The organism is Gudongella ferriphila, from assembly GCF_046224405.1.
GTDB lineage: Bacteria > Bacillota > Clostridia > Tissierellales > Tissierellaceae > Gudongella.
This window is the reverse complement of record NZ_JBJXRK010000001.1, coordinates 197,915-221,809: the sequence shown is the minus strand read 5'-3', so window position 1 is coordinate 221,809 and position 23,895 is coordinate 197,915. Positions and strand designations below refer to the sequence as shown.

The 23,895-nt window shown below is 42.9% G+C and carries 18 protein-coding genes; all 18 read left to right on the top strand.

The genetic code is table 11. The features are described from left to right. Window positions 1–11 precede the first annotated feature (11 nt). The 18 genes from pfkA (at window position 12) to ACKVDP_RS01045 (ending at window position 23,887) form a co-directional block, all read left to right on the top strand. On the top strand, window positions 12–971 hold the full coding sequence (gene pfkA / locus ACKVDP_RS01130; protein ID WP_409226946.1) for a 6-phosphofructokinase: 960 nt from the start codon (window positions 12–14) through the stop codon (window positions 969–971). 11 nt (window positions 972–982) lie between these two features. Beyond that, complete coding sequence (gene pyk / locus ACKVDP_RS01125) at window positions 983–2,740, top strand: pyruvate kinase (RefSeq protein ID WP_409226945.1); 1,758 nt, start codon at window positions 983–985, stop codon at window positions 2,738–2,740. 140 nt (window positions 2,741–2,880) lie between these two features. Further along, complete coding sequence (locus ACKVDP_RS01120; RefSeq protein ID WP_409226944.1) at window positions 2,881–3,522, top strand: GntR family transcriptional regulator; 642 nt, start codon at window positions 2,881–2,883, stop codon at window positions 3,520–3,522. A 211-nt stretch (window positions 3,523–3,733) separates the two neighbouring features. Next, window positions 3,734–4,132 carry a GrdX family protein gene (locus ACKVDP_RS01115; protein WP_409226943.1) on the top strand — a complete coding sequence of 133 codons (399 nt, stop codon included), beginning with the start codon at window positions 3,734–3,736 and terminating at the stop codon, window positions 4,130–4,132. Then, window positions 4,133–5,419: a glycine/sarcosine/betaine reductase component B subunit gene (locus ACKVDP_RS01110; RefSeq protein ID WP_409226942.1), complete on the top strand. Its 1,287-nt coding sequence runs from the start codon at window positions 4,133–4,135 to the stop codon at window positions 5,417–5,419. A 15-nt stretch (window positions 5,420–5,434) separates the two neighbouring features. Then, window positions 5,435–6,733 (top strand): glycine/betaine/sarcosine/D-proline family reductase selenoprotein B, encoded by a 1,299-nt coding sequence (locus ACKVDP_RS01105; protein WP_409226941.1) that lies wholly within the window; start codon window positions 5,435–5,437, stop codon window positions 6,731–6,733. 49 nt (window positions 6,734–6,782) lie between these two features. Further along, on the top strand, window positions 6,783–7,886 hold the full coding sequence (locus tag ACKVDP_RS01100) for a YkvI family membrane protein (RefSeq protein WP_409226940.1): 1,104 nt from the start codon (window positions 6,783–6,785) through the stop codon (window positions 7,884–7,886). Window positions 7,887–7,996: 110 nt separating this feature from the next. Then, window positions 7,997–9,358, top strand: coding sequence for an MATE family efflux transporter (locus tag ACKVDP_RS01095; protein WP_409226939.1), 1,362 nt, complete (start codon window positions 7,997–7,999; stop codon window positions 9,356–9,358). Between the two features lie 20 nt (window positions 9,359–9,378). Beyond that, entirely contained in the window at window positions 9,379–11,256 is a 1,878-nt protein-coding gene (locus tag ACKVDP_RS01090) for an ABC-F family ATP-binding cassette domain-containing protein (RefSeq protein WP_409226938.1), read from the top strand. A 32-nt stretch (window positions 11,257–11,288) separates the two neighbouring features. After that, window positions 11,289–13,448 (top strand): DNA topoisomerase III, encoded by a 2,160-nt coding sequence (locus tag ACKVDP_RS01085; protein WP_409226937.1) that lies wholly within the window; start codon window positions 11,289–11,291, stop codon window positions 13,446–13,448. 148 nt (window positions 13,449–13,596) lie between these two features. Beyond that, window positions 13,597–15,264 carry a phosphoenolpyruvate carboxykinase (ATP) gene (locus tag ACKVDP_RS01080; protein WP_409226936.1) on the top strand — a complete coding sequence of 556 codons (1,668 nt, stop codon included), beginning with the start codon at window positions 13,597–13,599 and terminating at the stop codon, window positions 15,262–15,264. Between the two features lie 82 nt (window positions 15,265–15,346). Next, window positions 15,347–16,183: a CvfB family protein gene (locus ACKVDP_RS01075; RefSeq protein ID WP_409226935.1), complete on the top strand. Its 837-nt coding sequence runs from the start codon at window positions 15,347–15,349 to the stop codon at window positions 16,181–16,183. Window positions 16,184–16,192: 9 nt separating this feature from the next. Further along, window positions 16,193–16,699, top strand: coding sequence for a TDE2712 family protein (locus ACKVDP_RS01070; protein WP_409226934.1), 507 nt, complete (start codon window positions 16,193–16,195; stop codon window positions 16,697–16,699). Between the two features lie 96 nt (window positions 16,700–16,795). Further along, on the top strand, window positions 16,796–18,145 hold the full coding sequence (locus ACKVDP_RS01065; protein ID WP_409226933.1) for an MATE family efflux transporter: 1,350 nt from the start codon (window positions 16,796–16,798) through the stop codon (window positions 18,143–18,145). A 126-nt stretch (window positions 18,146–18,271) separates the two neighbouring features. Continuing rightward, the gene (rlmD, locus tag ACKVDP_RS01060; RefSeq protein ID WP_409226932.1) at window positions 18,272–19,624 is read left to right on the top strand and encodes a 23S rRNA (uracil(1939)-C(5))-methyltransferase RlmD; all 1,353 of its coding nucleotides are present in this window, start codon (window positions 18,272–18,274) and stop codon (window positions 19,622–19,624) included. A 243-nt stretch (window positions 19,625–19,867) separates the two neighbouring features. Beyond that, a complete protein-coding gene (locus tag ACKVDP_RS01055; RefSeq protein ID WP_409226931.1) occupies window positions 19,868–20,083 on the top strand; it encodes a helix-turn-helix domain-containing protein in 216 nt (71 codons plus the stop codon). 24 nt (window positions 20,084–20,107) lie between these two features. After that, a complete protein-coding gene (locus ACKVDP_RS01050; RefSeq protein ID WP_409226930.1) occupies window positions 20,108–21,886 on the top strand; it encodes a DNA methyltransferase in 1,779 nt (592 codons plus the stop codon). A gap of 3 nt (window positions 21,887–21,889) precedes the next feature. Continuing rightward, complete coding sequence (locus ACKVDP_RS01045; RefSeq protein ID WP_409226929.1) at window positions 21,890–23,887, top strand: N-6 DNA methylase; 1,998 nt, start codon at window positions 21,890–21,892, stop codon at window positions 23,885–23,887. Window positions 23,888–23,895: the final 8 nt, after the last annotated feature.

Here is a 23,895-nt window from a genome sequence, read left to right as displayed (position 1 = left end):
AGGGGATAAGGATGAAGACCATTGGACTGCTAACAAGCGGTGGAGATGCCCCGGGGATGAATGCGGCCATAAGGGCTGTTGTCAGGACCGGAATCTACAACAACATAAGAATGCTTGGAATCAGGGAAGGCTATCAGGGACTCCTGGAAGGGGACCTGGATGATATGGACACAGCATCTGTTGGAGACATTATCCAGAGAGGCGGTACAATTCTTAGAAGTGCCAGGTCAGATGAGTTCATGACCAAGGAGGGCTTCAGAAAGGCCTTGAATGTAATAGATGTCTACAATATGGACGGGTTGATTGTCCTTGGGGGAGACGGTACCTTCAGAGGGGCCCAGGAGCTGAGTCAGGCAGGTGTTCCAACCATAGGGATCCCCTGTACCATTGACAACGACCTTTCCTACACTGACTACACCATTGGGTTTATTTCAGCAGTCGATACTGCCGTTGATGCAATCGGACACATAAGGGACACATCCACCTCCCACGGAAGAAGCGTGGTTGTGGAGGTTATGGGACGAAATTGTGGTGACATAGCTCTTTATGCAGGCCTTGCAGGAGGAGCGGAGAGCATACTGGTCCCGGAGGTTGATTATGACATTGAACTTGTTTGTCAGAAGCTTCTGGCAGGTAAGAACAGAGGGAAGCAGCACTATCTGGTGGTACTTGCAGAAGGTGCTGGAAGCGGAGTTGATATAGCAAGGCAGATTGAGGACAAAACAGGTATCGAAACAAAGGTTTCCGTTCTTGGATATATCCAGAGGGGAGGAGCAGCTGCATCCTTTGACAGAATAATGGCCAGCAGAATGGGCAAGAGGGCAGTTGAGCTTCTGATTGAAGGTAAGAAGAACAGGGTATTAGGCTTTAAGTGCAACGAAATTATTGACATGGACATAGATGAGGCATTGAGTATGAAAAAGGTGTTTAATGAGGAGCTGTATGACCTTGCATCTGTTCTATCTATTTAGGAGGAATTAGTATGATGAAGAAAACAAAAATCGTGGCGACAATCGGACCTGCATCGGAATCCGAGGAGATGCTGAGGGAACTGTTTAAGCAGGGAGTAAATGTATGCAGAATGAACTTTTCCCATGGTGATCACGCTGAGCACAAGGTTCGAATGGACCGGGTCAAGAAGGTGCGAGAGGAAATGGGCTTGCCTATTGCCATAATGCTTGATACAAAGGGTCCTGAAATAAGGCTTGGAGACTTTAAGGATGGCGTGGTTGAAATCCAGCAGGGTCAGGAGTTTACATTGACCACAAGGGATATTCTTGGTGATGAGACAATAATAAGCGTAACCTACAAGGGTATGCCCAAGGATGTTGAGGTGGGGGGAATAATCCTTATCGATGACGGACTTGTGGAGTTCAGGGTAAAGGAGCTGACTGATACAGAGATTGTTATGGAGGCCTTGAACGGAGGGACATTGAAGAACCACAAGGGAGTCAATGTACCCAATGTAAACATCAATCTGCCTGCACTGACAGAGAAGGACATCTCTGATATAAAGTTTGGGATAGAGAATGATGTTGACTTCATTGCAGCGTCATTTGTAAGGAAGGCATCAGATGTAAATGACATAAGGAGAATCCTTGAAGAAAACGATGGCCTTAACATCGACATAATATCAAAGATTGAAAACCAGCAGGGCCTTGACAACATTGCAGAGATCATCCATGTAAGCGATGGAATAATGGTGGCCAGGGGTGACCTTGGAGTTGAGGTTCCCACTGAGGAGATCCCACTGATCCAGAAGGATCTTATCAGAATGTGCAACAAGGCCGGCAAGCCAGTTATTACTGCCACCCAGATGCTAGATTCCATGATAAGGAATCCAAGGCCAACAAGGGCAGAGGTAACTGATGTTGCCAATGCAATAATAGATGGAAGCAGTGCGGTCATGCTATCCGGGGAAACCGCAGCAGGCAAGTATCCACTGGAGTCGGTTAGAACAATGTACAACATTGCAATCAACACTGAAAACTCTCTTGACTACAAGGAGATGCTAAAGGTAAGATCCATTGACAATGAAATCACCACCACCAATGCCATAAGCAAGGCCACGGTAAATACAGCCTCAGACCTTGGAGCCAAAGCAATAATAACCGCAACATCATCAGGCTATACATCCAAGGCCATTTCAAAATTCAGACCCAGGGCGCCAATCATTGCGGCAACCACAAAAAAATCAGTGGTCAGGAAAATGGCCCTTGAGTGGGGAGTATACCCTGTGCTTGCTCCTGAGAGCAAGTCAACAGACGAGGTCATTGAACTTTCAATAAAATCCTCACTGGACGCAGGCTTTGTTGATGAAGGGGATCTGGTTGTAATCACTGCTGGAATACCTGTTGGGCTTGCTGGAACCACCAACATGATAAAGGTCCACACAATAGGTAAGGTTCTTATGCGAGGAATGGGAATCGGCAGCCGTGTTGGAACAGGTAGAGTCATAATAGGGAACTCAGAGGAGGACCTCCTGTCTACCTTTGAGGATGGAGATATCCTGGTATGTAGAGCAACCTACAAGGATATGGTCAAGTTCATGGAAAGAGCCGGAGCCATAATCACAGAGGAAGGTGGACTTACATCCCATGGAGCAATAGTTGGACTTAACCTTAACAAGCCGACTGTAGTGGGAGTGGATGGAGCCACAAGCGAGCTTTCAAATGGTGATATTGTGACGGTTGATTCAGCTACCGGTCAGATATACAAAGGACAGGCAAAGGTACTCTAAGATAAGAAAAATGGCAGATTCCTAGAGAATCTGCTCATTTTTGTTTTAATATTTCCCAAATATGATGAAATCAATCCCTGAATCATGCTATAATAAAAAACAGGGGAAAATTACGAAATTATTTGAAGGAGTTTGGTAGAATGGGAGACAATAAGATACAAGCCGAGGAGATATACGAGATATTGAAGGATAGAATCATTCACCTCTATTATGAACCAGGGCAGGTGTTGAATGAAATAGATCTTGCTGATGAGTTTGGAATTAGCAGAACTCCAATAAGAAGAGTTTTCCAGATGCTTATGGCAGACAAGCTACTGAATATAATTCCAAGATTTGGAGCACAGGTTGCGCCTATGGACTTCAGAAAAATGAAATCAGTATTTGAGGTTACACGGGAGCTTGATGCTTTTGCCACCAGGTTGGCTGTGGAGAGGATCAGCGATGAAAGCATAGCAGAGCTTGAGGACATACTGGAGAGATTGAACAACTATGATATCCCAACCGACTATCAGAAGGCAATAGATGATGATGAGAAATTCCATGAAATAATCTATTCAAGCTGTGAAAATCCTTGGCTGGAGGAGATACTCACCAGACTTCACTATCAGACTGAGAGGCTGTGGCATTATGCTGAAAACTATTTCGATGAGGTCGAACTCTTCACTGATACCTTGGGAAAAATACTGGATTCCATCAAGTCGGGAAATGTTGATGATGCAGAAAGATATACAAGGGAACACATAGATCAGTTTGTCATGAAAATAAAAAAAGAAATGCTCTAGAAGCACCATAACAAGTCACCATCAGGTTTGAACCTGATGGTGATATTTTTTTTGTTTAATTATTTAGAATATTTATAAAATGCACTTGAAATACATAAGAAAAACAAGTACAATAATAAACAAGAACACAATGATAAAAAGATAACAATAGTGAAGTTGTCGGAATTGAATGTCATTGTAATCCTTGTTCTAGCTGGATTGGAGGAATGTTATGGAACAGGCTTTTGTAGTTGTAACAAATAACCCCGTGGTCGGGAAAGATTTGGGAGAGATAATGGTGGTGGATGGGTCCTTTGAGGATGTTCTTCTTAAGGTAAGAGATCTTGTATATGAGGGTCACCAGCTGATCAGCCATCCCATTGGAGCCAGCATGCGAATGCTGTTCTCACCCTACAGGTCAGTACTTGTAGGCGCTGAAAGATCCGAAACCAAGGAAGTCTATGCCTTGACCATTGAAAGCAGCATTGACACCTTTAGAAGAAGTACAGCCAACAGAAATGTTGACTATGTAAACGCTGATGACTATGCGAGAATTGACCTTGAGTTACTTAAGGAGGCAATAAAGGAGCATGGTATCATACAAAGAGAAAAAATTCAGGAGGTGCAGTAAATGAATCTGGAGCTAAGAAAGATTGAAATCAAGGATGTAGTTTTCGGAGAAGAGACCGGAGTGAAGGACGGAGTTCTGACTGTATGCAAGCAGGATATCATCAATGAGCTTATGGAGGATGTGAATGTAAAGAGCATCAAGGTTGATATTGCAAAACCAGGAGAAAAGACTAGAATCATTCCAGTCAAGGATGTAATTCAGCCTAGGATCAAAGTTGAAGGAAAGGGAAATGGATTTCCTGGAGTAACATCAGAAATGGTACAGCTTGGATCCGGTAAGGTTAATGTGCTTGACGGAGTTGCAGTGGTAACAATCGGAGACATCGTTGGATTCCAGGAAGGCGTAATCGACATGTGGGGCGAGGGTGCCAAGTGGACACCATTCTCAAAGACCTTGAATATTGTTGTTGATATAGAGCCTGTAGAGGGACTTGATCCACACACTCACGAGGCAACAGTAAGGGTTGCAGGCCTTAGGGCAGCAGAGCTCATAGGCAAGGCAGGAAAGGACGCTGAAGCATCAACTGTTGATAGGTATGCGATGGACGACATCTTCACTGAGACAAGCAAGTATCCCGACCTTCCAAAGGTGGCATATGTTGAGATGCTTATTTCACAGGGCCTTCTACATGATGGATACATATATGGCGTAAACAGCCAGAAGATCCTTCCAACCCTGATCCATCCAAACGAGGAGCTTGACGGAGCTGTAATCAGTGGAAACTGTGTAGCTGCATGTGACAAGATCACAACCTACCAGCACCAGAACAACTCAGCAATCCTTGACCTGTACAACAGACACGGCAAGGATATCAACTTTGTTGGAGTAATCCTGACACCTGAGCTCACTACCCTTGAGGGTAAATTCAGAACCTGTGACTACACGGCAAAGCTTTGCAAGACTCTTGGAGTTGACGGAGTTGTGGTTTCAGAGGAAGGTTATGGAAATCCTGACTCAGACCTGCTGATGATCTGCAAGAGACTAGAGGATTCAGGAATCAAGACTGTGCTTATAACTGATGAGTGTTCAGGCTGGGACGGAATGAGCCAACCATTGGCCGACACCACTCCTGAGGCCGTAGCGGTTATATCCACAGGTAATGTAAGCCACGTTGTCGAGCTTGAGCCTGCTGACAGGGTTATAGGAAGCGCAGAGGCAATTGCAACACTTGCCGGAGGCTGGGAAGGCTGCCTGCAGGAGGACGGAAGCATGGTTTGTGAACTTAACGCCGTTATAGGCGCTACTTCTGAGATTGGATACCACAATCTAACAGTTGAACTTTACTAAAAGGAGGTTCTGGAAATGTCATATAAGGTACTATATTATGTAAATCAGTTTTTTGGACAGGTTGGAGGAGAAGACAAGGCTGGGATGGCACCAGTGATGAAGGACGAAAAGGTAGGTCCGGCTCTTGGTTTTGACCAGCTGATGGGAGAGGATGTAGAGGTTGTAGGCACAATAATCTGTGGAGACAACTACTTCAACGAGAATAATGAGGAAGCTGTAAAGTTCATCATAGATGCCGTAAGTGAAAAGGATCCCGACCTTGTTGTTGCCGGACCGGCATTCAATGCAGGCAGGTATGGAATGGCATGTGCAGGGGTTGCAAAGGTTGTCGCCGATGAGCTGAAGATTCCTGTCATCACTGGAATGTACGCAGAGAACCCAGGTCTTGAATCAAGCAGAACAAAGGCTATTGTTGTTGAAACAGCGGATTCAGCAGCAGGGATGAAAAAGGCACTGGCTACAATGTCGGAATTGGCAAAGAAGATGCTTAAAGGAGAGAAGCTGGGTTATCCCGAGGATGAAGGCTACTTTGCTCAAGGCAAGAGACTTACTGTATTCTCTGACAAGAGGGGATCTGAGAGAGCAGTGGAGATGCTACTTGCAAGATTCAAGGGAGAGGAGTTCAAGTCAGAGCTTCCAATGCCTGTGTTTGACAGGGTGGAGCCAGCTGCCGCAATCAATGATCTTTCCAAGGCTAAAATCGCACTTGTTACAAGTGGTGGAATCGTTCCAAATGGAAACCCTGACAGAATTCAATCAGCAAGTGCCCAGAAGTGGGGCAAGTACAACATTGCGGGCAAAGACTCCCTGGAGGGAGAATTCTATACAATTCACGGTGGATATGATCCGGTTTACGCAAATGAGCTGCCTGACAGAGTTGCACCTCTTGATATGATGAGGAAATTCCAGAAGGAAGGACTTATTGGAGAGGTATATGAGTATTTCTATACCACAACAGGAACGGGAACATCAGTTGGAAATTCCATCACCTTTGGCAGGGAAATAGGAAAAGAGCTTAAGGAAGCTGGAGTTGATGCAGCGATCCTTACCTCAACCTGAGGCACCTGTACACGTTGCGGTGCAACGATGGTAAAAGAAATTGAAAGATATGGAATTCCTATAGTTCACATGTCAACCATAACCACCATATCAGAGTCTGTTGGAGCAAACAGGATAGTACCAACAATTGCAATACCTTATCCTGTTGGAAATCCAAACCTTTCAAAGGTTGTTGAGGAAGACCTGAGAGAGAAGCTTGTAAGAAGAGCCATAACCGCTCTTGGCACAGAGGTAGAGGAGACTACTTACTTCTAATCTGGAGGTCAACTGACCTCCAGCCAATCTAAAAGGATGGTGGACTGGAATGGAGAAAAATATAAGATGGGGCAAGGTAATCTCTTATGCAGGTGCATTTATAGCATTTCTGATAGGTTCTGGATTTGCAACAGGCCAGGAGGTTCTGCAGTACTTCAGCTCATACGGATACAGCGGAGTAATGGGGGTAGTCGTCGTATTCCTATTGTTCCTGTACGTAGGAGCGGATTTCATGCTGGTGGGGCAGGAAAAACAGTTCAAGAAGGGCAATGAAATCTACAGGTACTACTGTGGTAATGTTGTGGGTACCTTCTATGACTACTTTTCCATAGCCTTCATATACATGTCATTCATTGTCATGATCGGTGGAGCAGGGGCCGCCATAAACCAGCAGTACGGTCTGCCGGAAACCTTTGGCGGGGTTCTGATAGGAGTATTGGCTGTGGCTACCGTTGTATTCGGACTTGGAAGAATTGTTGATGTAATAGGTAAAATAGGTCCTGCAATAGTAATATTGACAATATTTTTGGGGGTATCTGCAATCATCAAGAACCCCACTGGAATTACTGAAGCACAACTGGTGATTCCACAGCTGACACTTATGAAGGCATCCACAAACTGGTTCTATGCTGCCGGGTCCTATGTCGGATTCTGTATGCTATGGCTGGCTGCGTTTATGGCTTCCATGGGTGCCACCTCAATAAGCAAGAGGGAGGCCATAATGGGATCAAGCATGGGGGCCTTGGGCTTCAGTGTGGGACTGATCATCATTACACTTGGAATAATGGCTAACATTGAACAGCTTGCAGGGACAATGGTACCTTCCCTTATACTTGCAGAGAATATCAGCGGAACCCTTGCAATAGTGTTTTCCTTTATAGTTGTAGCTGGGATCTATACAACATCTGTTCCATTGCTCTGGACTGTGGTGTCTAGATTTGCCGAGGAGAAGACAAGCAGATTCAGGCTTCTGACAGTGGTCTTTGCAGCCATTGGGGTGTTCATAGGTCTAAGGGTTCCCTTTGACAGACTTGTGAATATAATCTATGTTATAAACGGTTATGTGGGAATACTGTTGCTGGGCTTTATGATAATAAAGAGAGTCAAGGTAATGAAGGAAAAGAACTCCCTTAGTGCAATAATTGAAGAATAGATACAAATGGGGTATGGACAGGTTCCATACCTTATTTTTTTCTGCAGGTACATTTTTCTTGCAAACACTGGTATAATGGATATGATAATGAAATATTTCGGAGGTCTAAATTGAAAATCAGCAAGAAGGAATTGATACTCAAAGGTAACATATACAAGGTTCTTGTGACACTGTCTCTGCCAATTATGATAAACAACCTGATACAGACCATGTACAATCTGGTGGACGGTATCTGGGTAAGCAAGATCTCATCGGTCCACTTTGCAGCTACGGCATTTGTGTTTCCGGTGAATTTTCTGTTCATAGCCATTGGCATTGGGATCTCAGTTGCAGGAACATCAATACTTTCACAGCTGGTAGGTGCAGACAGGGAGGAAAGGGCCAGGGAATACGCAGCTCAGCTTATAGGGATCTCTGTGGTGCTGTCGGTCTTTTTTTCGATATTTGGGGTTGCTGCCACACCCATGATTGTAAAGGCCATGGGAGGAACAGGGGATCTGGCGGTTTATTCAAACATATACCTAAGGATCACATTTTTGGATCTTCCCTTCCTCTTCCTGTTCTACAACATAAATTCCATAAGGAATGCACAGGGAGATACCATAACCCCAACCGTACTAAGTGGCATTTCAGCAATTCTAAATATGATATTGGATCCTATCTTCATATTCACCTTTGGGTGGGGGATAGCAGGAGCTGCCTGGGCAACTCTTCTTTCAAGAGCTCTTCTTTCCATTTATGGAGTAAGGCTGATTCTGGGACACGACAATGCCCTAAGACCTGATTTCAAGGGCTTCAGGTTCAACGGTGAGATTCTCAGGGAGCTTTCAAGGATAGGATTTCCCGCAGCGATCGGTCAGTCGGGAGCAGCATTTGGATTCATTATACTGAACGGGTTCATAGTATCCTACGGAACAGCCACAATGGCGGCATTTGGTATGGTAAACAGAATAACATCACTGATAATGCAGCCTGCAATGGGAATAGGTGCAGCCTTGACGGCCGTCATAGGACAGAACATCGGAGCCAGGTTCTACGATAGGGTGAGGGAATCCTTCAGAAAGGCCAGCCTGCTCACCCTGACCCTTGGAATAGGAGGGGGGCTTGTGATGTTCCTTTTCAGGGAACCAATAGTGAACTTCTTCATTCAGTCAAAGGATGACCCAAACGTAATTACCCAGGGAATCGTATACCTGAGCTGGATTTCCTTCTCCACGCCTATGATGGGAATGTTCAGTGTTTTCCAGGGTGTGTTTCAGGGATCTGGACACACAAAGTACTCCATGGCCATGGAAATTGGTAGGCTTTGGCTTGTTAGGATTCCTTTGATACTTCTGTTTAAGAACTTTACAGATATAGGTCCAACAGGAATTTGGTTCTCCATGGTTTTCAGCAACCTCCTGGTGGTTGTTTTCGGATTGTATATTTATAAAAGGGGTAGCTGGAGTGAGCAGGTGCTTACTTCCGCCTGATATGTGAAAGGATTGAAATAATGGTACTGATGACAGTTGAAAATCTATCAAAATCATACGTTGAAAAAACACTTGTGGAGAATGTCACATTTGGGATAAACGAAGGGGACAAGATAGGTCTGGTGGGAATAAACGGCACTGGAAAATCAACCCTTCTGAAGTTGCTGGCTGGAGTGGAGGAACGGGACTCAGGGACCATAACAAAGGGAAGGGATGTTACCATATCCTATCTGCCCCAGAACCCGGAATTCGATCAGGATTCGACAGTTCTTGACCAGGTATTCCAGGGGCATTGGCCTTCAATGAGGATCCTTAGGGAGTATAGGAAGGCTCTGGAGGGTGGTTCTGATCAGAAGGAGATAATCAGACTAACCGGTCTTATGGATACCCATGGAGTATGGGCACTTGAGGCTGACGCCAAGACCATTCTTACAAAGCTTCAGATAACCGACTTCAGCACCAGGGTTGGTGATCTTTCAGGTGGACAGAGAAAAAGGATAGCCCTGGCAGCTGCCCTTATTGGGCCATCGGATATCCTGATCCTGGATGAGCCCACAAACCACTTGGACAACCAGACAATAGAATGGCTGGAGGAAAGACTCCTTCAAAGGAAGGGGGCTCTCCTTATGGTCACCCACGACAGATATTTTCTGGATAGGGTCACAAATCAGATAATGGAGCTTGAAGGTGGCTCGCTGTACTCCTACAAGGGAAACTTTTCACATTTTATGGAAATGAAGCTTCAGCGGGAAGAGAATCAAAAGACCATGGAGGATAAGCGAAAGTCCCTTTACAAAAAGGAACTTCAGTGGATGAGGCAGGGTGCAAAGGCCAGAACAACTAAGCAGAAGGCCAGAATCCAGAGGTTCAACGCCCTGGAGGAATCGGCGCTGGACCTGTCCACCGCTGATATGCAGATATCTGTAGGAACCACAAGACTTGGAAAGAAAATAATCGAACTGAAGGAAGTCAGCAAATCATACGGGGATATAAGGCTGTTTGAAAACTTCACCTACACCCTTCTAAGGGATGACAGGATTGGCATACTTGGAGAAAATGGAACCGGGAAGACAACTCTTCTTAAGGTAATGGGGGGGCTTCTGGAACCGGATTCTGGAGAGCTGCAAATCGGAGAAACCGTAAAGATCGGGTTTTTCCAGCAGGAGACTCCATTCATAGATGGTGACCAGAGGGCCATTGAATACATCAGGGACGGTGGGGAGTTCATCACTACAGGAGATGGCACCAAAATTTCAGCTTCATCCATGATGGAAAGATTCCTGTTTCCACCTGACCAGCAGTACACTCCTCTGGAGAAGCTTTCAGGAGGGGAGAAAAGGAGGCTCTATCTCTTAAGGGTGCTGATGGAATCCCCAAACGTACTTCTCCTGGATGAGCCAACAAATGACCTGGACATCCAGACCTTGCAGATTCTGGAGGATTATCTGGAAGAGTTTCCAGGCCCGGTTATTGTTGTATCCCACGACAGATATCTGCTGGACAAGATTTCAGAAAAGGTGTTTCTGCTCAGGGACGGAGAGGTAAGGGGATTTACAGGCAACTACGATTTCTTCAGAGCCATATGGAAGGAAGAGGAAAAGAAGGAATTGAAGGAGGAGCAACCAAAGAGGGAGAGATCCAGCAGCAGGAATAAGGCCTTGAAGTTTTCCTTCAATGAAGCCAGGGAATGGGAGACCATTGAGGATGAGTTGGAGGAGCTACAGGAAAAGATAGATCAGGTTGATGGTGAAATGCACCAGGCAGCGTCTCAATACACCAGGTTGCAGGAGCTTATGGAGAAGAAGGAAGAGCTGCTTGAGGAACAGGAGAAAATGATGGAAAGGTGGCTTTACCTTTCTGAAAAGGCTGAGATGATAGAAAAGGAAAAGGACAGCTAGGTAAAGTAACCAGGGATTGAAAGGAAGAGAAGATGAAAAAATTGGTATTGGCTGAAAAACCATCTGTCGCAAGGGACATTGCAAGGGTTCTTGGGGCGAACATAAAAAGAAATGGCTACATGGAAGGGGATAAATATATAGTTACATGGGCTCTTGGACATCTGGTAACCCTTGCCGAGCCCGAGGATTACAACAAGAGCTACAAGAGCTGGAACATGGAGGACCTTCCAATGCTGCCAAGTCCAATGAAGCTGCAGGTAATCAAGGGCAGCGGAAAGCAGTTCCAATCCGTTAAGGAAGCACTGAACAGAAAGGATGTTGGAGAAATTGTAATTGCCACAGATGCTGGTCGTGAAGGAGAGCTTGTCGCTAGGTGGATACTGGAAAAGGTTGGGTCCAGAAAACCCATAAAACGACTATGGATATCCTCCGTGACAGACAAGGCCATCAAGGATGGGTTTGCAAGGCTAAGGAACGGAAAGGACTACGAGAACCTGTACGCATCGGCCCAGGCAAGGGCTGAGGCTGACTGGTACGTTGGTATCAACGCCACAAGGGCATTGACGGTGAAATATAACACTCCCCTGTCCTGCGGGAGGGTTCAGACCCCAACCTTGCAGATGATTGCAACCAGGGAGGAAGAAATCAGGAGCTTTGTCCCCAAGGATTATTTCGGAATAAAGGTGGAAGCAGATGGAATCACTCTCACCTGGAGAAATCCGGCAAACAATGACATAAAAACCTTTGACAGGCCTTCAAGGGACAAGGCAATGGAGACCATGAAAAAAGGGCCATTAAAAGTGACGTCCCTTCAGAAGAAAAACAAGAAGCAATACGCTCCAGCTCTATACGACCTTACTGAGCTGCAAAGGGATGCAAACAGCAGATTTGGCTTCTCCGCCAAGGAAACCCTGTCCATAATGCAGGGGCTTTACGAGAACCACAAGGTCCTAACATACCCCAGAACTGACTCCAGGTACATCACAAGAGATATTGTGGAGACGATTCCTGATAGAATAAAGGCCATAAGCACCGGTAGCTACAGGGATCTTGCCAGACCACTTCTTAAAAACACAATCAAGGCCGACAAGTCCTTTGTGGATGACAAGAAGGTCTCGGACCACCATGCCATAATACCTACAGAACAGCCGGTTGAGCTTTCCCTATTAAACGACAGGGAGAAGAAGATACTTGATCTGGTGGTCAAGAGATTCTTAAGCGTTCTCTATCCACCGTACCAGTATGAGGAGATCACCCTGACTGGGGACATAGAGGGACATGAGGTGTTTGCAAAAGGGAGAAGGGTTCTGGACATGGGCTTCAGGAAGGTCTTTGCAGCAGATGATGATGAGGAAACCCAGGAGCTGCCGGATCGCAAGGTAGGGGATGTATTGCCTGTGAAAAGGATTTATGGAACAGAAGGCAAGACCACTCCCCCAGGTAGGTTCACTGAGGGTACCCTGCTGTCAGCAATGGAGAATCCAGTAAAATACATGTCAACAAGCAATCAGGAGCTGAAGGGAATAATCAGCGATACTGGAGGGATCGGTACAGTAGCAACCAGGGCGGATATTATAGAGAAGCTGTTCAGTAGCTACCTTATTGAGCACAGAGGAAAGGAAATCCTTCTTACCGGAAAGGGGAAACAGCTTCTGCAGCTTGTTCCCCAGGATATGAAATCACCCGACCTTACGGCAAGATGGGAGAGGAGGCTTTCAGAGATAGCAGAAGGGAAGCTAAGCAAGGACAGTTTTATGGGAGACATCATCCAATACGCCAAGAAGGTCACAAAGGAAATCAAGGACAGCCAGGAGACCTTCAGACATGACAACCTGACCAGGACAAAATGTCCCCAGTGCGGAAAGTTCATGCTGGAGGTAAAGACAAAAAGAGGAAAGATGTACCTTTGCCAGGATAGGGAATGCGGCCACAAGAAGACAATTTCAACAGTGACTAATGCAAGATGCCCTCAATGCAAAAAGAAGCTGGAGCTTAGGGGAGAGGGAGATGACAGGATATTTGCATGCTCCTGTGGTTACAGGGAGAAGCTTTCCCAATTTGAGGAAAGAAAGAAGAAGGAAAAGGACAAGTTGGGTAAAAGGGAAGTTGCACAGTATATAAAGAAGCAGGAAAAAAAGGATGACAATATCAACAACAGCCTAGCTGATGCCCTATCAAAGCTGAAGCTGTAGATAAAACATAAAATAATCCGCTTGAACATTAAAATCAGGCGGATTTTCCTTGAGAAGGAAGGGGTAATATGTTATAACAAGAGTGTAATGATATTTACATATTATAGGAAACCAGAGGGTTTTATAGAGAATATTACGGAGGGAAGACATGTCAACTACATCCAATTACAAGGTGGAGGAAATAACAAAGGGTAATCCACTTATCGATTCGCTTAGAACAACCATTGAAACCAATTTTTACGGTAACAATGTAACCAAGGTCAATTCAATCAGTGAGGCCTACAAGCTTGCAAAGGATTCTCCAGGAACAATCGTGACGGATATGTCTGTTTACAGACCGGAAGAGCTTGGACTATCGACGGATTCAAAGGTCCTGCTTTTCAATGATGGAGCTGTAACAGGAAGATTTGCCGGAGCCAGAGTCATAATGGGAGAAGCCAATGTAAATCAGACTGAGTACACCACCATTGCCAGGGAAGCGGTATATCAGTCAAGATACAAGAAACTGTACCATGCCCAGGCCTTGATAGGTCTGCATCCTGATTTCATGGTAAGGGCCCATCTTTTGATACCTCTAAACCACGAGAATATAATGTATTCATGGCTGCTGAACTTCCAATACCTGACCCAGGAATACATGAGGATGTACAAGGAATCAAAGAAGTATCCGGAGGGAGACATATACGTATTCTCAGATCCCGACTACAAGCCCCCGACACATCCAGACGGGCTGGCCCTGTTCGATCCTGAGCACAATACCGCCCTACTATTGGGAATGAGGTACTTTGGTGAGCACAAGAAGGGAACCTTGACACTGGCGTGGGGTATGGCAAACCGAAACGGCTTTGCATCCTGCCACGGTGGTATGAAAAGATACAACTTCAGGGATGGAAGCAAGTTTACCATGGGAGTTTTTGGACTTTCAGGATCGGGTAAATCCACACTGACCCATGAGAAGCATGACGGAAAATATGATATAACAATACTCCATGACGACGCATACATAATTTCAACTGAGGAAGGCTATTCTGTAGCCCTTGAGCCGTCATACTTCGACAAGACCCAGGATTATCCACCTGCACACCCTGCCAACAAGTACCTGCTTACAGTACAGAACTGTGGAGTTACTCTGGACCAGGATGGAAACAAGGTGATAGTTACGGAGGATATTAGAAATGGAAACGGAAGGGCTGTAAAATCCAAGCTATGGGCTGAAAACAGGGTCAACAAGATAGATGAACCGGTGGATGCAATAGCATGGCTCATGAAGGATGCAACCCTGCCACCGGTAATAAAGATAAACAACCCTGTTCTGGCATCTGTAATGGGGGCTACCCTTGCAACGAAGAGATCGACTGCTGAAAGGCTTGCAAAGAATGTTGATATGAACGCCCTTGTAATTGAGCCATACGCCAACCCATTCAGGACCTATCCTTTAAGCAACGATTATGATAAGTTCAAGAAGCTCTTTGAAGAAAGGGATGTGGACTGCTATATATTCAACACAGGACATTTCCTGGATAAGAAAATCCCCAAGGAGGTAACCTTGAATCTGCTGGAAGGAATTGCAACAGGAACCATCCAATTCAAGCAGCTTGGAAGCTTTGAGGACCTTCAGACAGTTGATGTGGAGGGCTTTGTTCCAGACTTTGATGACAGCTACATCTCAATGTGGCAGAACTCAATTGCGTACAGAAAAGAGTTCATAAAGCATATGACAAACTTCAAGAGTGGAAGGGACAAGCTTCCAGATGAAGCACTTCTCGAGCTTGAAAAGCTTGAAGACCAGGTGGAAAGCATGAAAACAGTGGGTTAAACCACTGTTTTTCTTTTAAAGGATATTTAATATTGTTCAATCATGTGATATGATAGAGGTAATAAAGAAAAGTAGGTGTACTATGATTAAATTAGGTAAAAGACAGGATTTAAAGATTAAGAGATTTGCTTCAGTAGGTGCTTATCTAAACGATGATGAGGACAAGGGAGACGATGTTCTTCTTCCAAATTCCCAGGTTCCGGAGGGTGCCCAGGTTGGGGATGAAGTGAATGTGATGATTTACAGGGACAGCAAGGACAGGATTATTGCCACAACAAACCAATCCCTTGCAGAGGTTGGGGAAATCAAGAAGCTTATGGTGATCAGCTCCTCAAAGATTGGATATTTTATGGACTGGGGACTGGAGAAGGACCTTTTCCTGCCCTTCAGCGAAACCGTTGGAGCAGTGGAGAAGTTCAAAAGCTATCTTGTGGCGCTCTATATAGACAAAAGCGATAGAATAGCAGCTACCATGAAGATCAAGGATTACCTTAGCACGGATTCACCCTACAAGGAGAATGACAAGGCTGAGGGAACTATCTACAGCATAAACAGGGATATCGGAGCCTTTGTTGCAATTGACAACAAATACGACGGCCTTATCCAGAAGAAGAACCTTTATGGCATCTATGAGATGGGTGATGAGATCGAGGTAAGGATTAACATGGTCCATGAGGACGGCAAGCTTGACCTGAGCCTCAGGGAAAGAGGACACCTTCAGATGGATGAGGATGCAGAGGTTATACTCAAGGCAATGAAGGCCAGTGGAGGATTCCTCCCCCTTAATGACAGCAGTCCGCCACATGAAATAAAGAAGACTCTTAAAATGAGCAAATCCGGATTCAAGAGGGCAGTTGGCAAGCTGTACAAGGAAGGCATCATCCAGATAACATCAAAGGGAATAAATCTCAAGAAATAGGAGGATGAAATGGCTAGTATAACAGTTAACTTCAATACCGTGGAAATGATGATATTTTTCTGGGAGTCAGTTGCAGACAGGGACAAGGTAAGCGACAAGTATCTTATTGAGCTTGCCGACCACGAAGACCTGAAGCCCATTTACGACCAGGAGTTCACAAAGGATTCCTTCAGAAAGGTCCTCTCGGCAATCTCAAATAGGGAGCTGATGAACAATCCCACAAAGAAGGAAAGCAGATTCTGGAACCTTAACATGTGGATGCTTGAGGATATGGACAACATGAGGGAAATGGTCCAGCTTGTCAAGACCCTGAACCTAGACCATTTGAAGGACAAGCTAGATAGGGACATCAAGGTTGTGTTCATACCTGGAACAACAGAGGTATACAAGATTGAAGGGGACAAGCTTATTATGAACTTCTTCAAGATCTCAATCAATCCATATGGGGAGACAAGGGTCACAATCGACGGTAAGGAATTCAATGAATACATCCAGGAGAAAGTGCTTGAGGTTTAATCAATAACAATCATCTTCACAAAGCGGTCCCAATATGCTATCATATTAAGAATGCATATTGGGATTTAATTTTTTTGTGAAAGGAACACCATCACCATGAGATTCTTGAAAGACAAGGAATTTATGAAGGGAATGCTGGCAATAGCAATCCCTGTATCTCTTCAAAACTTAATATCCTCATCCTTAAACATGATAGATACTCTGATGATAAGCAGCCTCGGGCAATCAAGCATTGCAGCCGTGGGACTGGCAAATCAGATTTTCTTTTTGTATATACTTCTAACCTTTGGAATAAACTCAGGATCCTCAATATTTATCGCCCAGTTCTGGGGCAGGGATGATGTTCTGAGCATAAAGAAGGTAATGGGTCTTGCCATAACAATCAGTACAATCGCTGGAACCATATTCACCTTTATAGCCCTTGTGCTGCCTGAATTTGTAATGGGTCTGTTTATAGATGAGCAGGAGGTAATCCAGCTTGGGGCCTCATACTTGAGGATAGTTGGACTGTCATATATAATCACAGCCATATCCTTTGCCTTCTCAATCGCCCTAAGAACAACAGGTAGACCCAGGGTGCCCCTTAAGGTGTCAATAATATCATTTACTGTAAATACAGCTTTGAATTATATCCTTATTTTCGGTAAGCTGGGAATGCCGGCAATGGGAATAAGGGGAGCAGCTCTTGGAACGCTAATCGCTAGAATAGTTGAAATCCTATTGATAGTCTATGCAATTTATGGAACCAAGAGCATACTGGCCGCAAGCTTCTCGGAGCTTATGAGCTGGAAGAAGGACTTTGTGAAGAGATACATCGACACCATCTATCCCGTAATCCTCACTGAGGGCTTCTGGGCCCTGGGACAGGTAATGTACACTGCAGCATATGCAAGGATAGGTGAAGAGGCAACGGCTGCGGTGCAGCTAACGAATACAATCCAGAACGTGTTCTTTGTAATCGTCAGGGGACTGGCAAATGCCTGTGGTGTAATGGTTGGCTCCAAGGTAGGGGCAGGCGAGGAAGAGAAGGCATATGAATATGCCATAAGCTTTATAGTCATATCAACCATTTCAGGCTTGGTTCTGGGCATAGTAATGGCACTTGGACCGGATATACCACTATCCTTGTTCAGAGGTATAGATCCAGGACTTTATGCTGTATCAAGAAGACTTCTTGTATTTATGGGCCTAACCTTTGTAATCAGGGTCTACAATACAATTGCCATAGTGGGGGTCCTCAGGGCTGGTGGAGAGACAAAGGTTGCCATGAAGATTGACCTGAGCACAGTGTGGTTGATAGGGGTGCCACTTGCCTTTATGGGTGCGGTCCTATTGAAGCTACCAGTGGAGTATGTCTTCCTGCTGGTGACAATGGAAGAGGTAATAAAGGCGTTTTTGGGAATACCCATAATAAAATCAGGAAAATGGATAAAGAACCTGACATAGAAAAGGAGTCAAGGATCCACTCAAGAAAATGCAGTCCAAAAAGCCCGGTCATCCGGGCTTTTGCCATGTGGACACCTAATGGATTATAATGTAGAATTAAGGTACGCCAAAGATTTGGAGGATATGATGAACATGAAAATTGGGGATTTAATAGTAGGTGAAATAATAGATTTTACACATGAGGGAAACGGAGTCATGAAGATTGAGGGTTTTCCCATTTTCGTTGAGGATGCCTTGATTGGTGATAAGGTTGAGGTAAAAATTACAGCTGTGAAGAAAAGCTTTGCAATTGGAGAAGTGGAAGCATTGATTACACCCTCAGAGGATAGGGTGGAGTACAAATTTGACACTGATACTCTGGGAGGAGGGGTCCCTCTTATTGGGTACTCATACAAAAAGCAGCTGGAGTGGAAAAGAAGCAAGGTTATCCAGGACCTTAAGAGAATTGGTGGAATAGATGCCCAGGTGAAACCGGTTATTGGTATGGGTCATCCCTTCAGATACAGAAACCATTCCCAGGTTCCTGCAGGTAAGGTGGAAGAGAAAGTTGTCACAGGCTACTACCGCAGGAAATCATCGGACATAGTCCCCATGGAGGAGGACCACCTTCAGCCTGAGGTGGCAGACCAGATTCTACGGATTGTCAGAGCATGGATCGATAAGTATGAAATATCAGTATATGACAGGGATAGAGGTGAAGGGATAATAAGGCACATAGGTATAAGGACAAATGAAAACAACGAGTCCATGGTAATTTTGGTAACAACCTTCTCCCAGATTCCAAACAAATTTCAGCTTGTGCATATGCTTGTAAAGGATTGCCCTGGAGTTGTAAGTGTATACCAGAACATAAATCCCACAGACAGCCGGTTCACCTATGGGAGGGAATATATCCACCTATTTGGCAAGGAGAAGCTGACTGACTACATTGGAGACCTGCAGTTTGAAATTTCTCCGGATTCCTTTTTTCAGATCAACAGGCAGCAGGTTAAAGCACTTTATGGGAAGGCCCAGGAATTTCTGGAGGGAGACAAGGATGATCTCGTATTCGACCTGTATAGTGGAATCGGTACAATATCCCTCTTTGTTGCAGGAGATGTGAAAAAGGTCATAGGGATTGAGTCGGTGAAGGCAGCAGTCATGAATGCAAAGGAAAATGCAAGGCTCAACAATGTCAGCAATGCTGAGTTCCACTATGGGAAGGCAGAGAACCTCTTTCCACAAATGATAGAAAAAGGGGAGAGGGCAAACAAGGTAATTCTTGATCCTCCAAGGAAGGGCTGTGACAAGGAGCTTATGGAGGCCATCATTAAGCTTGATCCAGAAAGGGTGGTATATGTATCCTGCAATCCCTCAACATTGGCAAGAGACCTAAAGCTCCTTGTTGAGGCGGGCTACAGAGTGGAAGAGGTCCAGCCAGTGGACATGTTCCCCCATTCCGCACATGTTGAGTGCGTCTGTCTGCTGACAAGAAAATAGATGTATTAACCCCTGAGAGTGCCGTATTTACGGTGTTTTGAGGGGTTTGTTTATTTTTTGAAGGCGGGTTAAATAATAGATTCCGGGTGTGTTTTAAGGGAATATGGTTTAGATGCTGAACTGAGCTCACCCATGGGAATGTAGTTTTGCTTTAAGGGTTCAACCGTTTAGCAAAAGAAATTGTTTGAGATAGTCACTTGCAGATGTTATAATATATGCAATTAGATTAATGGAGGTTTTGACATGGATTATCCTGAAATTATCAAATTAATTAGAGGGCACTTAAACTTAAGCCAGGAAGATTTAGCAAGAGAATTAGAGGTTAGTTTTGCTACAGTCAATAGATGGGAAAATGGGAAATCTGCGCCTAGTAAAATGGCTAAAAGGCTTTTGCTTGATTTATGTAGGGATAAAGAACTTCCAAATGAAATAGTATCAAAAATATTAGAATCCAAATAATTGAATTAGGAAGATGTGATTATAATGAATACAGATAAATTTGAGAAACTATATAGCAAACCATTGCCGTCATCAAGATCGGGGTTGTTTTATAATACATTTTCGTATCCCACAAAAATTTCACCAGAAGCGGTGGCTATTTACATTGCCATGCATACCAAACCTGGAGATACGGTTTTAGATGTATTTGGTGGTAGTGGATCTACAGGGCTGGCTGCCTTAATGTGTGAGCATCCAACAGAAAAAATGCTTAGCATTGCAGAAGATTTTGAGATTAAGCCAACTTGGGGTCCGAGAAATGCAGAAATTTATGAAGTCGGAAGATATGGAAGTTTTGCATCAAATGTATTATGTAATCCTCCTAGCGAAATAGAATTTCGTAAGGCTGCAAAAGATTACTTTAATAGAGCTCATAAAGAGCTTGACTGGTTATATAGTTGCCGTGACGAGTATGGGAAAGAGTCACAAATTAGACATACAGTTTGGTCAGATATGTTAGTTTGTCCAAATTGTAATCAGGAGATAACATATCATGACTTATTTGTTGAGCATGATCCGATTAATATAAAAGATACAGGTATATGCCCAAGCTGCTCATTTGATGGTAGTAAGGAAGAATTTATTAATAAATTAGAGACAATAAAGGATCCTATCCTAAACCAAGAATTTCAGCAAAAAACGAGAGTGCCTGTTTTAATCTATGGTCAAACCAATAAGAACAAATGGAAGAGAACTGTTACTAAAGAAGATATTGACTTGATCGATGTAATAAAGAAAGAATTTGTTAATAACAATTATGAGCCTAAAAATATCGAATGGGGAGAATTGTTTCGTTCGGGCTACCATACAGGAATAACCCATTTGCATCATTTTTATACGCAAAGAAATTATTATGTAATGATGAAATTATGGGATATGACAGATAACTATTCTGAAAAAATCAGAGATGCACTAAGACTTGTATTATTAAGTTATAATGCGGCACATAGTACTCTGATGACACGAGTGGTGGTGAAAAAGAATAATAAAGATTTTGTGTTAACCAGTGCTCAAAGTGGAGTTTTATATATTAGTAGCCTGCCAGTAGAAAAAAATATAATTATTGGGGCGGAAAGAAAATTAAAGAATTTTATTGATGCATTCAAGTATATTAATACTTGTAGTGGAAAAGTAAATGTACTAAACCAAAGCAGTGAAGTTCTGAGCTTAGAGGATAAGTCTATAGATTATTTATTTACAGATCCTCCGTTTGGAGATTTTATTCCTTATGCTGAAGTGAATCAAATTAATGAACTCTGGCTAGGTCAAACCACCAATAAAGATGATGAAGTGATTATTAGTGGCTCACAAAACAAGGATATAGATATATACCAATCAATGATGACCAAAATATTTTTAGAAGCTAATAGGGTACTAAAAGATCATGCTAAGGCTACAGTTGTATTCCACTCTTCAAAAGCGGAAGTGTGGGAGGCAATGAAGAAGGTTATTTACACTTCAAATTTCAATATTAAAAGCACGAGTATTTTGAACAAAACACAAGTGACATTCAAACAAACGGTATCAAAAGACTCAGTGCAAGGAGATCCAGTTTTATTAATAGAAAAAGGCAAGGGAAATTCTAATTCCGGTTCATCTAAAAAGATATTAGAAACGATAACGGAACAAGCCAAGAATAGAGAAAAAGTAAATGTAAGACTTTTATACTCTGAATACATTACGAAGTGTTTAGAGGAAGGAATAACTATAGAGTTAAGTGCTAAAGAAGCATATAACTATTTTAATAAAAGGATTGGTGTTTGAAGCATGATTGATCCGAGCACATATCTAAATGATGAAATCACAAAGAAAAAATTGGGACAGTACTTTACTGATCCAAACATCGTAGATTTTTTACTTATATTGACCGATATAAAAGAAACCGACAAAGTTATTGACCCAATGGCTGGAATTGGTAATATGCTAGAACCTTTATTGAAAAACGGCCACGATCCAAATAAATTATATGGTATTGAAATTGATCCTAAAGCAGGGGGCTTTTGTAAGGAAAGACTAGGCTTGCAGAATTTTGTGATTGATAACGCTTTTAATAAAAACTCATATAGTAAATTTGATAGTATCTGTGAGGATGGCTGTGATTTAGTTATAACTAACCCTCCTTATGTGAGATATCAGTCGATGTTGAGAACTGAAGAAGATAATATGAATTTACCCAATGCAAAAGAAATAAGAAAGAACCTGTTAGAGACATTAGATAGCCTTAAATTTATGGATTTAATAGATAAGAAAGATTATAAGATTATGATTAATGCATACTCAGGCTTATCAGATCTGGCTGTACCTGCATGGATTCTATGCACAGCGTTGCTTAAAGTAGGTGGTAAATTAGCAATAGTAGTTCCTGATACTTGGTTAAATAGGGAGTATGCTGCCATTGTACAATATATATTACTTAAGTGGTTTGAAATAGAATATATTGTTGAGGATGTTAATCGAGTATGGTTTTCAGACGCACAGGTTAAAACGAATTTGATTGTTGCAAGAAGAATACCTAGAAATAACTCAATTTACTCTACTGAAAAATATGAGTATCATCATATTGAAGTTCACGGCAGTAAAAATCAAAAATTGGGTTTTGACTTGTCTACAATAGATAATAAGTGCCTGAAATCAGTTCTTAAATCTGGAAAGACGAGTGAAATTCACAACTTAAAATGTGAGATAAGAAGTATTGACCACATGGTATCAAGTTTTCTTGCTAATTGTAAAACGGATTGGTTGGATAGAATAGAAGGGCGAGAGAACGACTATGAATTCACACCTATACCATACGAGTTAACCAAATTATTAAAAACCCACGAAAAAATCAAAACTGTAGATCTAGAAAATTTGGGAATATCGGTAGGGCAAGGGTTGAGAACAGGTGCCAATAAGTTTTTTTATTTCACAAGCATTGAAACTGATAATGATTATGAGATAATTCAATCTGACAATTATTTTGGAGCTAAGATGATTAGGATACCTTCAAAATTTTTGTACAAAGTAATAAGAAAGCAATCTGAACTCACTGATTGTTTGTATATAACAGGAGATGATGTTAAAGGACGTGTTTTATATATTCAAGATGCTATAACAAAAAGTGATATGATTGATACAGATCGTAAGTATACTTGTAACTATTCAGTGTTAAATAATGAGATAGGCGATTTTATAGAGGCAGCATCTTTATATCCTGCAAATGAAAATAACCCCAATAAATTTATTCCACAGCTATCAGCAGTAAAGCCAAATGTACGTTTTGAAGAAAAAAACAATAGAAGAATAAAAAGATATTGGTACATGTTACCAAGGTTTACCAAGAGGCATTTACCTGATTTCTTCATACCTAGAATTAACAGCGACTCGCCAAATGTTTATTTGGTAAAGGACGTAGAAATAGCTATAGATGCAAATTTTTCTACTTTATGGATAGATGAAAAACATAAAGAGTATAAGCTTGCTTACTTTGCAATTCTTAATTCGTACTGGGTTAAAGCTTACTTAGAATCTATAGCGACAGTTATGGGTGGTGGTGCACTAAAAGTTGAAGCAAGCCATATTAAGAAAATAAGAATACCGCTACTGAATAAAATCGAACTTGAGAAGCTTACTGTTTACGGCAGTCGACTTTCTGAAGCCAAAGAGCAGAAAGAAATATTAGATATAATTGGCAATGTAGATGATCTGTTATTTAAAAAAACAGATATTAACGGCAGTGTTTTAAGACAATATGTGAGAAGGAAAATCATATATCGAAAAAAATAAAAAGGGGG